The organism is Paraburkholderia translucens (assembly GCF_020881035.1).
Taxonomy (GTDB): domain Bacteria; phylum Pseudomonadota; class Gammaproteobacteria; order Burkholderiales; family Burkholderiaceae; genus Paraburkholderia; species Paraburkholderia translucens.
This window is the reverse complement of the sequence record NZ_JAJITC010000004.1, coordinates 74,468-87,311: the sequence shown is the minus strand read 5'-3', so window position 1 is coordinate 87,311 and position 12,844 is coordinate 74,468. Positions and strand designations below refer to the sequence as shown.

Below are 12,844 nucleotides of genomic sequence, written 5' to 3'. Positions count from 1 at the left end.
GACTGGATTCGCGGACGCGACGAGGAAACTTAAATCCATAGATGCTGGTCATCGGTCGATACTCGGGCGTATCGTATGCGTTGATTCATTGACGGAATCAGAACACCGAAAAATTGACGGTACCTTAACACTCAACGACGGCTTGGACGATCCAGAAAAGGGGCATCGCGAACTGTCCAGAAAGCCACCGTTTCATGGTCACATTCCGGGCTTGTCGTCGTCCTGCAGCTTGAGACAAGAAATGACTTACGAGTGGAAAGGAAGCCGAACACGCTGTGGCAGGTAGCGCGCCGTCCGTGCCTCTGCACGCTTCGCGCTCTTGATATGTAGCGGGCGTTGACGAGGCGTCTAGTCCCGCGGTGTTGATGGATTTGGCCGTCATCGAGCCGTTGCTGAATTACTCCAGCAGGTTCAGCGGGAATCGCTGGTAGCTCTATGGCGGGCGGGGGGGCGGTTTGTGAGACATATGTTCGCCTGGGAGAACCATATGCCTTGAGCACGAAATTAATGACAGGCCCGGTCGACCTCCCTCCTTCGATATCTCAGGTCTCCGAGCTAGCCAACTGTTCGAGAATCTCCACCCAGCGATCGACTGCCACCTCGACTTCGTCACGGATGACATAGGGGCTGAGCATTTCTGCACGCCATGCTGCAGCGATTTCCGCAACCCATGCAGGGTCGGCCATTTTCTTCTCGAACTCGGTTTTATCCGAGTCGGAATCCTCGGCGTCGTACGACTGCATGCGTTCGAGATCAAGATCACGATAGGCGTCAGGAATAACTGCAGCCGTGCCACCGATGACTGCTGGCCCATACTGATCGGTCCACCCGGAACTCACATGATGACTCCAGTGACCCCCTCCCCATTCATACGAGAAGAAGGCTTTGCCGATCTCAGGGAAATACGCAATCCCCGCATTGCACGCGGCAATCTGAACGACTTGGAAATCGGACAGGCTACGGACCAACTCGCGATAGGCCACCGCGAAATCCTTCTTCATCTCATCCTTGGTAGCATCGATTTTCATGATTTGTACTCCTAAAGAAGTGGATTTCAAACGTGGTTGAAAGTTCGTGGGCTTTGTGCTCACGACCCCGTAGTGTGCCGCCGCGACACCATTCCCCGCCGTGCTCTGTCGGGAACACCAGGTCGACATATATGATCAACAGGATGCCTCCTGTACGCGTTGAGGAGGAAGCCCATCTTGCAAAGCAGTGTAGCGCAATCTGGCGTGCTTGCGAAAAAAATTTCTCGTAACACTATGATGTCAGAGGAATATTTGGATGAATGATTGTCCGCGAGGATAAAAATCTCGCAGGAATTTTGGCTCGGCGGATAGGGGCGAGGAAGTCAAAACAGGAGGGCAATTTGCCCTCCTGCGTCCTTCGTTAAAACGGCAGCCCAGTGTTCTCATCTTCCGGTGGAAGCTGAGCGGTTGGCTTACGGTTAGGCAAGGTGCTGATCGCGGTGGTGGTGAATTCGCCGGTTTTTATGCATCGCCAGGTCCAGCTTGACGGGTGTCCAGTTCGGGCAGCTAACCGTAATCGACTGGTCCGCGCGGCGCACTTCAATGCGGATCTCAGCCGGGCGCGCGCTCCTCGTTTCCAGCGGGAGCGGAACAAACGCCGGCGCCGCTACCGACGGCGCCGCCACGTCGCTACGCGCCACCAGCACGCAATCGTTCCTTTCGGCCTGCTCTACCCAACGTCGCGGCAGATTCGCGTTCAGCTTGTGGTGCAACGCGATGGCCGCGAGCGACGCTCCGGGGCCCTGGCAAGCTGCCACCACCTGAGCTTTGAACTCGACGCTATAGCGCCGGCGTCGACGACGGCCAGGCGGCGCTTCTTCTTCGATAGTGTTCACGTGTCCACCTATTTAAGTGGATGCGATGCTCCCAAGACCTTCAACGCAACTCAAGACGAGATGGCCGGCCGCTTACGGTCCGAGAAGCGGAGACCACGAAATAAGCGTCGAGTTGACGACGATGGCCATCAAGAGAAGCACACCCCAAATTACGGGGCGCAAAAAAGGAAATTTCCCGTCCTCAAGGTACGCACGTACGCCTGCCGTGATTGCCCACCCTACGGCAAATGTCTCCATGACGACCATGGAGTAACGGAAAGTTATCCAATTTTTTATTAGCGCCGGCAACAGAGCCAACCCAGCAATCACCAGAAGCTTTGCGCCCATCCTGAAATTTGTCTGCTGATCGACGATATTTTCCAGCGCCGTCTTCGCGTTAGGACCTGTCGGCATTTCAATTGGGAAGACCGGTCGGCCCATGACTAACGCTGCCACAATGGCAGTGGCAGCGGCGAAATAGGCCATCATGTCAGGAAGCTCTGCGTTGTACGAAAAGACGCTGAGGATTGGCAATGCGAGCAACGCCCCGACCCCGTAAATGTACCTGTCGGCTTCCTTGCGCAGCATGATCTTCATTGCGGACTCTTTGTTTTTAGTCTTTGATTGATAATTCGGAGACTGCGTTCGAGCTCACTCCGTGTGTCGTGCCGGCTGGGGCGTTCGTGCGGTGAGTCGGCCTTATCGCGCGACCAGCTTGCCGGTCGCGCGGTCGTACACCTTGCAGACGACAGTGCCGTCGAGGATGCCGCGTACGGCTTCGTCGATGACGGACAGCGGCACTAGTCGCACGCGAGTGTTTCACCTGTTCCCAGTTCCTCGGCTTCCAGCGTCGTGCCGTCAGTCGCCAAGATGACCTTGACCTTGCCCTTGGCGGTTTCTTGGCTCGAACGCGGTGCGTTCAGGGTCGCGCCGACCTGGTCCGGCGTGGCCACGGCAAAGTGAATATTGTTGCATTGCAGTACGCCATTGGCGAGGTCGGATTAGTTCATGTCGCCCTTGCGCAAGCGGGCGATCGCGGTGTCCTTGTTACCAAAGGCGGCCTGAAAGGCGGAGGAGAATTCTGTGGCATCAAAGGGCGCCTCGGCCAGCTCGGAGACGGCGGCTTCAATTTCGACTGAGTTCATGTGCGGCTCATCGGGAATTCGTTCGCTAGGTTGGCATTATGCCAACCTGAAACAGAACGAACAGGGGGAACCGCTCGCCTATCGGCCAAAAGATTTCCCAAGGGACGGTTTAGGGGAGGCTGGATGACCAGGGGTGTTGGTGCAAGACCTCGCCGACTATGTCGATGCACTGCGCGAAGCAGCAGCCGCCCATCCACTACGCATTCGCGTCACAGTCGAAATTGGCGAGAATGGTCAAGTCGATCGATCCGTGGTGGACGGGCTCAATTTCGTGCTTTCCGAAGTGAAGGCTGGCTGGATGGCGGACTGAAGGATTGGTCCGGTAACGGGGCAGAAAAGTAAAAACAGGAGGGCAATTTGCCCTCCTGCGTCCTTCTTTAAAACGGAAGCCCGTTGTTCTCATCTTCCGATGGAGGATGACCGGTTGGCGTATGATTCGGCACGACACCGATTGCTGTGGTGGTGAAGTCGCCAGTTTTTATGCAACGCCAGGTCCAGCTTGAGGGGGTGTCCAGCTCGGGCACCCTGCGCCAACTCCCCGATCGATACGGGCGAAACTGCCATCGTTCGCCGTGCCCGGTGTGGAATAACGCCAGGCGCCCGACTTCGCCAACCTGTGCCTCGCTGTTGTCCAACCGGACAATCCGAACTTCTTCACCGAAATCGAACACTGCCTCGTCGCGCACGATACAAAGCAGTTCAACATCAAGAAAGAAATCGCACGCGACGTGCTTTGCGGATTGGGGGATGTTTTCCATTGCTCATTCTCCTGTTACGCCGGGCCACGATGGGAGTGGTGTTTGGCCTGACAGCAGGTGATGGCGAACGCGAGGTGATAAAAAGAAAATCGGCTGAGTACGCATACCTGTTACTTTACCGATCGACGAATATCCCTATAACAGACGCGCGTATAGGGATTTTTTGAATTACTGTTAGCATAACTATGCGATCTGTGAAAGGATCGGTGGTCCACACACTCTCTTGAATGTGCCGGGGCTGCCAACCCCAGACATGTTCGTGCATTTCAGTTCCAGTCGATTGCCAATCAGCTGGAATTGACCGCTGAAGCGTGGTGCCTGTAATTGGGCTCGCTACGTTACGCAGGGCGCTGGGGGCTGTAATGCCCCCTTCGACCCAATCCAATTTTGCGAAGTGTGAAGTCGGGCGACACGGACACGGGCCTCCAGGTGACTGGAGTAACCCTGCCATGTGCGAACGGGTGGAAATCCCGACAACGGGCGGCTCGAAAGGGTCGGACGGTGTCCCGGGCGGTGGGCTGCTGAGGCGTCAGGAATGGCGCAGGGGTGTGAGGGGAAACCTGGATCACCTGGTACTCGCCGGCGCAAGCTGACGAGATCGCTGGATAGCTCAAGCCGTACGTTGCATCCGCTGAGGATGCATCCGGGTAAGTCGTGACAAGCCGCTGGCTGGTCTGCCGGGAGGCGGGTCAGTTAGTCAGGGCGCGATGAAGCATCGATGAAGTAGGGGAGGGACTCTGGAACCTCACCCCCCTGAAACCCGCCGCAAGGCGGGGTAGGCCCATAGGGCTATTTATCGATAGCAGAGCGCGGCGGCGTGTCATAACGACGTACATGACTAACGTGGGAATCACCAACGGCCGATTGAACCCGGGTGGCACCGGGCGAGGTACGGGTGAGGGAGACTGGCTCAGTAGCGACGAGGCAAGGGCAGACCTGACGGTTGTCCGCGCGGAGCGAAAGGCCGGAGCGGTACTTTGAAATGCGCGAGTGTGTTCTGAATCATGGCGGGGCCTGGCAGCCCAGCTCATTTTCATGGAGAAGCGAGGAAGTAAAAACGTCAGACCAACGGCCGTAGGGCCAAAGTCGTCACATGATGTGGCGCACAACCGCTGCCGGGGTAGTTCGACCCGGCAGTTTCCTTTTGTGTAGTCGGTGCCGTTTGCAGGTCGACGTGTGCCCGGCAATAGCTGCGTTCCGGGTACCTATAATTCGCGCGCCGCTGCCAGCAACCGCGTCCGCGCCCGCTTTGACGCCTGCCCGTAAAGCAGGATCAATTCGGCAAGGTCGTCGTCTTCGGTAAAGAAATAGGCAGTCGGGACCGAAAGCTCGGCAGCCAGCCGGCACGCAAACGGATAATCCACCTTGTGGATGCCCAGCTCGTAGCGGTTGATACGGGTGCTGGCGACGAACGGGTCGAGGCCCGCGGCAATGCCCAGCGACTTTTGCGACAGGCCGGCACGAAGGCGGGCTTCCTTCAGCCGTCCCCCAAAGACGGTATTGTCTGTTGCCAACATTGCGTAACCCTGTATTTTTCAGAGTTACGAATGTCGTAGTTAACCAGAATTCCAGATACTACGAAGATCGTAGTGATTGCGGATGACTACCGGGATGACGACGGTCGCGCGTATCAGACCGGGGAAGTCGGTGCAGGGTCCGTCCGTGCCCGGACATCGCCGGTCAACGCCGATCCCCGGCGCCGTTACTGGACCGGGCATTCGCCGGTTCTTCCGGGGTCCGACCGCATCGACCGTGCCCCATCTCCCGACGAACGGCTTCAATCGCCCCCGTGAGTGGCAGGAAGAATAGCCTTGGGGCTTCTCTGGCCGCCTTGACGAATTCGCGCATGACAGCATTCATTGAGGATTCTCCTTCAGTACTTGCGAAACCCGCCGATGACGGTCAGGCCATATGGGTCCAAGACTAATGTGTATCGTCGTGGAAGATGTTTCCCGAAAACCATGAATAGCTGGGATCGGTATACCAGTCGGCTCCCGGGTCAGGGCGCCCTGACGAATCCCACGAGTCGTCATGAATGCCCCGATCGAGCGGGTCACTGTCGTCAAATCGCCGTGCTTTGCCCGACCGCTCTCCATGAAACAGAGGGGCGAGGAAAGACAACATGGGGGCAATCAGTGTGACGACGACGGGAGCGAACGCCGTCTGCACAACGATATCGGCGACAAACTGGTTGACGTGGAAATGGCTCCAGACAATATCCAGCAGATCCTTGATCTGGATGGCCGCCGTCAGCGCGAGCAGGCCAACCGGTGCGCGCACCCAGAACGGTGCCCTGGGAAAACGTCTGAAAGACTGGATCAGCGCCTTCATTTCAGCCCCTTGCATTGCATTTCCGTGTTGCTCTAGTTTTCCATGGACGTCGCCCAGCCGGGACGGCCCTATCTGGCGGCGAGTTGACTTGCTACGAATATCGTAGCAATCTCTCGTCTCGATAGCTACGAAAATCGTAGCTATCTGGTGGGAACGCGAACCGGAAAAACAGGAACTGGACCGTGGACCTTGGGGCTTGGAAATTGAAAAACCGGAATAGAAATGCCTCGCCGTGACGTATTGCTCACGCGCCTGACCTGACTTGCCGCGTCAGGTTCTGCCTGGTCATCTGTTTTCATCCGTGTCGCGGACGTGCTGCCCACCGCCGCGCGCCACTTTTTCCAATTCGGGGATTCACAATGAAGAAGATTCTGGTTGCCGTATCGATCACGGCTTCGGCCGTGCTGGCTGGTTGTGCCGTGAGTGCGGGCAATGAGGCACTGAGGGATCAGAGCCAGACCTCAGTCGGCAACTCGATCGTCGAGGGCAAATCGACCAGGGCCGACGTGCAGGCGGCATTTGGTTCGGCGAACAAGGTGTCGTTTACCGATGCCGGCCTGGAAATCTGGAACTACGAATTCGACCACGCGACACCTCAGGCCATCAACTATGTGCTTGTCCTGAACCTTCTGGCGCATGGCGCGAACGTCGAGAAGAAGACGCTGACGGTGCTGTTCGACGAGAAGGGCGTCGTGAAGAAATACACGTTCGCCGAGAGCAGTAACGTGGTACGTGGCGGCATCGCCCAGTAAGGCTTGCGGCTGTCCTGGAGGACAGCCGGCCATCCAGTCATCCGGCAGGGCGATATCGATATGAAGAAACTGTTTCTGGTCTGCGCGCTGATCACTTCGATCTGCGGTTGTGCAATCAATACGACCCCGCTCACGCGGGATCAGGTCGCCGCGAAGGTTGCGGTCAAGACGGGTTATGCAGGTTGTAACGGCTGTAACATGGTCAGGACGTACGTCGCACCGCATCTGTACTGGAAGCAGTTCGTCAACGATCCGGATTTCCATGGCTGGCTGGATCTGAATCTGCAACTGGCCTCCACGGACTACAACATTGCTGGTCACGCACAGGCGTACCGGATTGTCACGGGAGTGATCGCAAACGGCGGCTTCCAGGATGCCTGGAGAACGCATGTTCCCCTTGATCCGCAAGACCGCTGCCCCAGTGATGCCGAGGTCGTGCGCGGCTATCGCGGATTTCACACGGGCAACGGCATCGAGTTCTGGCTCGTGAAGGACGACGGTACCTACGTGCCGCTGGGTCACGTGGCCGACAGTAATGGCGAGACGATCAAGGATCTCGAGTGCTTCAGCAACGTCGGCAGCGGGGCGTCGTGGACCCAGATGGTCGATCTGCCGGCAAAGGCGGTCGAGGATGCCTGGCGCCAGAATCGTGCTATCCGGATTTTCGCCGGCCGCGCATTGACGAAGTACGCGTCGACGAGCGACGGGTACAACCCGGTAACGCTCGCGCATACGGTTCGCAAGGGTGTGCTGTTGGAATTCAGCTCCGACTACGTGGGCGGCTTCGCCGACGGTCTGAAGCGGCTCGGGGCAGCAATGCCTGCGGCAAGCTAAGGCGTATGCGTGATCGACCGGCAGCTCCTGACGACGGTGTGAACACAACTGGGCCGTTTTCATGCCGGTTCGACGACAGCAGGGAATGGGCTGTCGCTTTGCGCTCTAAAAGATTCCCCCGTGACAGCCGCCACGGGGGAACGGTTTCAAACCGCACGGGTCATTCGTCGAAGTCCCAAAATTGCGCCAGATGTTCGAAAATCTTTTCGCCACTCCAAAAGTAGTGGTGAATGTTGTCCGAGCCAGCCAGGAAATCCATTCTCAGGACGCGCAGCACGTCGTCGATGAGCGTCCGGTCCAGCATGCGCAGCTCCTGGACCGGAAGCGGAAAGCGTCTTGCATCGTAGAGACCAAGCAGGAACATGGCGATAACGCAGCTTTCCCCTGTTTCGCCTAGCGCAAAGTCGTAGAGCCTGTGCAGGGCAATGCGCCCCTCGTCGATGAGACTCTGACTGTGCGGGTGGCCGCGGAGGACCTTGTTCATGAACGCAGCAAACGGGTCGGGTGTCGACATTCGATTTCTCCTTCAGGTTGTCGTAGCAGCCCGATATGTCGAACGACGACACATACGCCATGCATTCGAATTCGTTGGCCAATAGTTGAAGGGCGGAAGACGAGAGGTTCTGGCGCGAAGGCTGGCGGGTACCGGGTTCGACCCAACGTGGAGAATGGGGGAGTGAATAATGAACAGAAGCATGATTGTCATCGCACGTCGCCTGTTCCCTCGCGCACAGGGCAGGGAAGCCATCGTTGCGTTGTCGGCTGTGGTCGCGGGCACGATCGGGGCGATCGCGACCCTGGTAACCCTGGTCATGCTGCTTTTGGGGCGCTGAAGCGCTGGCGTCTGGTCAGTAACTATCGGAAATGGTTGTGCTCGCGATCTGTTCAGGAAACACGCTCAGGAAGGCCTCGCGTCTTTCTGCGCGCGTCAACCCGTTGGTCACCGGCTGATCCGGCAGGAAGCGGACGTAGGCGAGAAAAGCGCGTTCTGACAATTGCGGTCCACTGGCTGGCCGCAGCCGTTTCCAGTCGCGTCGCAGTTCGGCGACAAGCTTGCCGACCTGCCGGCGCACCAGGCGAAAACCCGGTTCAGAGTAGAGCCGGTCGAGCAGGATTTCGGCATCAGCGTCCCGTGAGACGCCGTTGATTTCGATCTGTCGGCGCCGATCTGTGGACGATGAAGCGATGCGGTGAATTCGATCGAGATATTGGTTGTAGATGCGATGCGTCAGCCGCCACGACCAGGTCTTGCCGTCATGGACCAGCTCGTGGCGCTCGTCTGGCGACATCAGCCGCGAACGTGGATCGCGCAGATCCTGGAGCTGCTCGCGGTGGGTCACGAGGCCAAAGCCCGGGCTGACCAGCAACACCCAGTCGACAGACAGCTGGCCATTGTCGCTCCGGGTGGTCAGCCGCACACCATGAAGGCAGCTACTGGCCTCACCGGCCAGCCGGCGTTTGTGCTTTGTCTGGCGACTGAGTTCAGTGCCGTATGCATCGGCGAATCTTTTTGTCAGCCGATCGAAGCCCGGGAGATCGGTTCGCCCCGCAGTGTAGAAGACATGCTGATGGACGGCCGCCTGCTGGAGGCGCTGCATGAAACGTATCTTGTCCGGATGAAGCATGATGTTACGCCGAAGATGATTTACACGATTATAAATTCGGATAACTGATAAATTTGAATATTAATTTGTTTTTACAATTACCAATACGTGTTATCGACGATACGCGATACCACACGAATCGGAGCTTCGCTGCGCGAATGCGCACTGCGATATGTGCAGTGCGCAGTGCACATTCGCGGGGTGACACGTCGGTTCGAGCTGAGGTCAACGGGGACAACATAAAGAAACATCATATGCGTCACGAGGGTTTGCGGTCGAAAAAATGAGTCGCCGAAGGCGACATGATTAATAGAGGTTCCGATTTTTGATTTTTCGTACCAAGGATCAGTGAGAAAATACGCTCGAATACGAAAATTGCTGAAATAAAAAGTGAGCATGACAGGGGGGCTCATATCCCGCATAGAGGCGGTACGTCCTCTTGCGGTGCCATGAAATGCGTGGCATTTCATGGCATGACGAAAGCCTACTAGAGAGGCATCGTCGAATCAGGACCAGTAGCAGGAAAAAGAACCAGGGAGCAAGGAGCAGGAATGTCCGTGTGCTTTTCCGCAAACCTTGCTGCTATTTGTACCCGTCCCGCCGGTATGCGGCGATGAGGCGTACACGGAGCAAGTCAGCGTCGGCTCCGAGCGTTAATTCCCGACCTGGATTGATTAGGGCAAACGCTTCTCTAATTGCGGACACAGCGTCTGTCCACCTGTCAAAGTCGGCGTTGTTACTCACTTCCTGAAATTCCTGCTGGCGCTTCGAGGCAATGCCGTTGACCGCATCGTCAAGCAGGGCATTTACTATTAGCGGGGCCGTCTGATGCGCGCCACCGGGCGGAGGTTTGGGGAGTGACTTCAGTGGCTCCGGATACCCTTGATCCAGGGCATGGATGATTTCGTCGGGCAATGCCGCGATGTCCTTGAATGGAATCGACGCGAGATCGAGCCATCCCCGCTGTTGCGCTTCGTTGATGATGCGTGTCCGGTTGACGTCCCGGGCAATGCGCTTGCGTTTAATCCATTTCCGCCATACCTCGCCGACCCGAAAGATGGCTTCGAGCTGTTTTATGTCGCTGATTCCATCTGCAAAGGCGGCGTCTTTAATTCTGGTTGCAATCAGTGACCAGGCCTCTGCCTGGGCAGGGTCTATGCGGCTCATACCCGACTCAAAATTTTGAGCACCAGCGGTACATTTTACGTGTCCCTGTTACTTCCCATTATCCGAAGATCGAACCATTGCGCTGAGCTTTGCTGGAAACCTTCCTGGCCGGCGCGTCAGTGGTTGTCTTTTTTCGGAGGATTGATGGCGGATGTCGTAAAAGGCGCTCATGCATGCGTTAGCAATAGTGCAGGCAATGGTAATGCAGACGAGCCCGGCACGGCGAGTGTTCATGGTCTCCAGACATCGAAGGCTCCGTATCGCAGGATCGAGCTGAGGATGTGGGGCGATGAGAAATTCTGCCGGCTGTCAAAGCTTGTCCCAAGCGGGCAGGCGCTTTGGCTGTTTCTGATCACGGGGCCCCATACCCGGCATATCCCCGGTCTTTTCCATTCAGGGCGTGCCGCGATGGCGGAGGAGATCGGCTGGGATCTTGACGCATTTGATCAGGCTTTTGGGGAGATTTCGCGGCAAGGCATGGCGAAAGCTGACTGGATTGCCCGCGTTGTCTGGCTTCCGAACGGACTCAAGTGCAACCCGCCCCAATCGCCCAACGTGGTCCGCTCGTGGGGGAAGGGATGGGATCTGATTCCAGAATGCGATCTCAAGCGGGAGGCCATGGAACTTCTGCGGGCCGGTGTGCACAGCATCGGACCGGCTTTTGGCAAAGCCTTTGATGAGGTGGTCAGGGGTGCCTCTGCCGAGGGTTCCGAAGCTGCACCAGGGGACGAGGCCGTCCGGGAAATCTTTTCGTTCTGGCAACACACGATGAACGTGCCGGAGGCGAGGCTCGATGACAGTCGGGCCAGGGCGATCAAGGGCGCGCTTGGCATGGGGTACTCGGTAGATCAACTTTGCCAGGCCATTCGCGGTTGCAGCCTGACCCCGTACAACATGGGCATGAACGATCAGGGGCAGTTCTACAACAGCGTCGGACTGATCTTGCGTGATGCCGATCAGATTGATCGATTCATCCGGAACGAATTGAATCCGCCACGCGTTAGCTCGAAGCATGATCTCGCTGCTATCAGTGCTGCGAATGCAGCGGCATTCCTCGGGGCAGTAGATGATCCGAACGTCATCGACATGGAGCCGGCACCGTGAAGCCCGAAGAACAAAAAGCTTTTATTGATGAACTCACGCGGACGTTTCACACCATTCACAAGCCCTTGCCTCAAGCGGATGCACTTGGCGTCTGGTGGACGATGCTCGAGCCGTTTCCGATGCCGCTGGTGATCTCTGCATTATCCAGCTATCTCAGCGTGAAGGATGTGCCGCTTACGCCTGCTGCGGTTCTGCGATATCTGCCAAAGCGTCGCGACGAACGTCCGGAGGCCGATGAGGCTTGGGCGATCGCGGTGAGAGCCGCTGATGAGCGGGAGACGGTTGTCTGGACTACGGAGATCGCTGAGGCGTGGGCGACGGCGCAGCCGGTGTTCCAACTCGACGATGTGGTGGGCGCGCGCATGGCATTCAAGGCTACATATGGGCGCCTCATTGATCATGCACGTGCAATCGGCCAGTTTCCACAGTGGGTCATCTCACAAGGTTTCGATGCGGCGCGCAGGGTGGAGGTCACGCATGACGCGGTGCGCAACGGGCGGTTGCAGCTCAATCAGGTACGGGTACCGGAACTGTTGCTCGCGGGCCCGGATGATCGGATGTCACTCAATGCGCGTGAACAGTTGCAGCAGCTGAAGTTGTTGTGCCAGCAGATAGTTGGTGCAGGTACCCAGGCTGCCACCCAAAAAGAGCAGGCGGCCAAGGAGGAGCGCGAGCAGTTCGCGGAAAAGAAGCGTGCGCTTGCCGAGGAGGTTCGGAAACGAGGGCAGGAGGGCGGTAAGTTGTGAGTGACGATGTAGCCCTGGCACCGAGGCAAGTTGCCGAGCGGCTATCTTCAATAAGGCCCGCGAATGGGGCGCGGCTGAGAAGTCGAACCCGTGCGCGGGTGTGCGCAAATCAACGCCGCCTTGGGCACAAATGTGACATGGCACAATAAAGGGCCAATTTTCATGCAGGCACTTCTCACGGTCGATCAGCTGGCGGAATGCCTCCGCAAATCGGTCGCAAGTATTCGTAGCGACGCGACTAGAAACCCACAGTCCTTGCCCCCAGTTTGTCGTTTGCCTGGAACGAAGCGGCTACTCTGGCGGGTAGAGGATGTCGAGCGCTGGCTTGGTGAGCATGTGAATCCCGTCATCGTGGCGGCCGGCGCAGAATTAACACCTGCTGCGCCGAGACGCGGGCGGCCAACGAAGTCTGAACAGCTCGCGCGACGACGCCGCGAGGGCGCATCTTCCGACCCGGTGCCGGCGGCTCGATCTGTCCGTTGATTCCCGTGACACTTTTGCGACGCGATCAATTCCTTCATGATGGCTCTCGCGAGATACGCCAATCGCGTCTGGGTCTC

The 12,844-nt window shown here is 57.6% G+C and carries 17 protein-coding genes; 6 read left to right on the top strand and 11 right to left on the bottom strand.

The window, feature by feature from the left end; all coding sequences use genetic code 11:
• Window positions 1–542 precede the first annotated feature (542 nt).
• The 5 genes from LJ655_RS08275 to LJ655_RS08255 form a co-directional block, all read right to left on the bottom strand.
• A complete protein-coding gene (locus tag LJ655_RS08275) occupies window positions 543–1,028 on the bottom strand; it encodes a hypothetical protein (protein WP_230560772.1) in 486 nt (161 codons plus the stop codon).
• 419 nt (window positions 1,029–1,447) lie between these two features.
• Window positions 1,448–1,864, bottom strand: a complete 417-nt coding sequence (tnpA, locus tag LJ655_RS08270; RefSeq protein ID WP_230560771.1) for an IS66-like element accessory protein TnpA — start codon at window positions 1,862–1,864, stop codon at window positions 1,448–1,450.
• Between the two features lie 72 nt (window positions 1,865–1,936).
• On the bottom strand, window positions 1,937–2,440 hold the full coding sequence (locus tag LJ655_RS08265; RefSeq protein ID WP_230560770.1) for a hypothetical protein: 504 nt from the start codon (window positions 2,438–2,440) through the stop codon (window positions 1,937–1,939).
• 203 nt (window positions 2,441–2,643) lie between these two features.
• Window positions 2,644–2,796, bottom strand: a complete 153-nt coding sequence (locus LJ655_RS08260; RefSeq protein WP_230560769.1) for a hypothetical protein — start codon at window positions 2,794–2,796, stop codon at window positions 2,644–2,646.
• Window positions 2,797–2,844: 48 nt separating this feature from the next.
• The gene (locus LJ655_RS08255; protein WP_230560768.1) at window positions 2,845–2,988 is read right to left on the bottom strand and encodes a hypothetical protein; all 144 of its coding nucleotides are present in this window, start codon (window positions 2,986–2,988) and stop codon (window positions 2,845–2,847) included.
• A gap of 139 nt (window positions 2,989–3,127) precedes the next feature.
• On the opposite strand from LJ655_RS08255, the gene LJ655_RS08250 reads away from it, so the two are divergent.
• Window positions 3,128–3,298 carry a hypothetical protein gene (locus tag LJ655_RS08250; protein WP_230560767.1) on the top strand — a complete coding sequence of 57 codons (171 nt, stop codon included), beginning with the start codon at window positions 3,128–3,130 and terminating at the stop codon, window positions 3,296–3,298.
• Window positions 3,299–3,365: 67 nt separating this feature from the next.
• On the opposite strand, the gene LJ655_RS08245 is transcribed toward LJ655_RS08250, so the two are convergent.
• From LJ655_RS08245 to LJ655_RS08235, 3 genes are all read right to left on the bottom strand, one after another.
• Window positions 3,366–3,746, bottom strand: coding sequence for a hypothetical protein (locus LJ655_RS08245; protein WP_230560766.1), 381 nt, complete (start codon window positions 3,744–3,746; stop codon window positions 3,366–3,368).
• A 1,205-nt stretch (window positions 3,747–4,951) separates the two neighbouring features.
• Window positions 4,952–5,263 (bottom strand): helix-turn-helix domain-containing protein, encoded by a 312-nt coding sequence (locus LJ655_RS08240; RefSeq protein WP_230560765.1) that lies wholly within the window; start codon window positions 5,261–5,263, stop codon window positions 4,952–4,954.
• 406 nt (window positions 5,264–5,669) lie between these two features.
• Window positions 5,670–6,077 carry a hypothetical protein gene (locus LJ655_RS08235; RefSeq protein WP_230560764.1) on the bottom strand — a complete coding sequence of 136 codons (408 nt, stop codon included), beginning with the start codon at window positions 6,075–6,077 and terminating at the stop codon, window positions 5,670–5,672.
• Between the two features lie 359 nt (window positions 6,078–6,436).
• Between LJ655_RS08235 and LJ655_RS08230 the strand changes: the two genes are divergently transcribed.
• Both LJ655_RS08230 and LJ655_RS08225 read left to right on the top strand, forming a co-directional pair.
• Complete coding sequence (locus LJ655_RS08230; protein ID WP_230560763.1) at window positions 6,437–6,829, top strand: outer membrane protein assembly factor BamE; 393 nt, start codon at window positions 6,437–6,439, stop codon at window positions 6,827–6,829.
• 60 nt (window positions 6,830–6,889) lie between these two features.
• A complete protein-coding gene (locus tag LJ655_RS08225; protein ID WP_230560762.1) occupies window positions 6,890–7,663 on the top strand; it encodes a basic helix-loop-helix domain-containing protein in 774 nt (257 codons plus the stop codon).
• 160 nt (window positions 7,664–7,823) lie between these two features.
• On the opposite strand, the gene LJ655_RS08220 is transcribed toward LJ655_RS08225, so the two are convergent.
• Window positions 7,824–8,177 (bottom strand): DUF7673 family protein, encoded by a 354-nt coding sequence (locus tag LJ655_RS08220; RefSeq protein WP_230560761.1) that lies wholly within the window; start codon window positions 8,175–8,177, stop codon window positions 7,824–7,826.
• A gap of 181 nt (window positions 8,178–8,358) precedes the next feature.
• On the opposite strand from LJ655_RS08220, the gene LJ655_RS08215 reads away from it, so the two are divergent.
• On the top strand, window positions 8,359–8,496 hold the full coding sequence (locus LJ655_RS08215) for a hypothetical protein (protein ID WP_230560760.1): 138 nt from the start codon (window positions 8,359–8,361) through the stop codon (window positions 8,494–8,496).
• A 15-nt stretch (window positions 8,497–8,511) separates the two neighbouring features.
• On the opposite strand, the gene LJ655_RS08210 is transcribed toward LJ655_RS08215, so the two are convergent.
• Window positions 8,512–9,288, bottom strand: coding sequence for a hypothetical protein (locus LJ655_RS08210; protein ID WP_230560759.1), 777 nt, complete (start codon window positions 9,286–9,288; stop codon window positions 8,512–8,514).
• 561 nt (window positions 9,289–9,849) lie between these two features.
• The gene (locus LJ655_RS08205) at window positions 9,850–10,434 is read right to left on the bottom strand and encodes a hypothetical protein (RefSeq protein WP_230560758.1); all 585 of its coding nucleotides are present in this window, start codon (window positions 10,432–10,434) and stop codon (window positions 9,850–9,852) included.
• A 279-nt stretch (window positions 10,435–10,713) separates the two neighbouring features.
• Between LJ655_RS08205 and LJ655_RS08200 the strand changes: the two genes are divergently transcribed.
• Together LJ655_RS08200 and LJ655_RS08195 are read left to right on the top strand one after the other, a co-directional pair.
• Complete coding sequence (locus LJ655_RS08200; protein ID WP_230560757.1) at window positions 10,714–11,538, top strand: hypothetical protein; 825 nt, start codon at window positions 10,714–10,716, stop codon at window positions 11,536–11,538.
• Complete coding sequence (locus tag LJ655_RS08195; RefSeq protein ID WP_230560756.1) at window positions 11,535–12,284, top strand: hypothetical protein; 750 nt, start codon at window positions 11,535–11,537, stop codon at window positions 12,282–12,284. Before LJ655_RS08200 ends, LJ655_RS08195 begins: the two co-directional genes overlap by 4 nt.
• The last annotated feature ends 560 nt before the right edge of the window (window positions 12,285–12,844 follow it).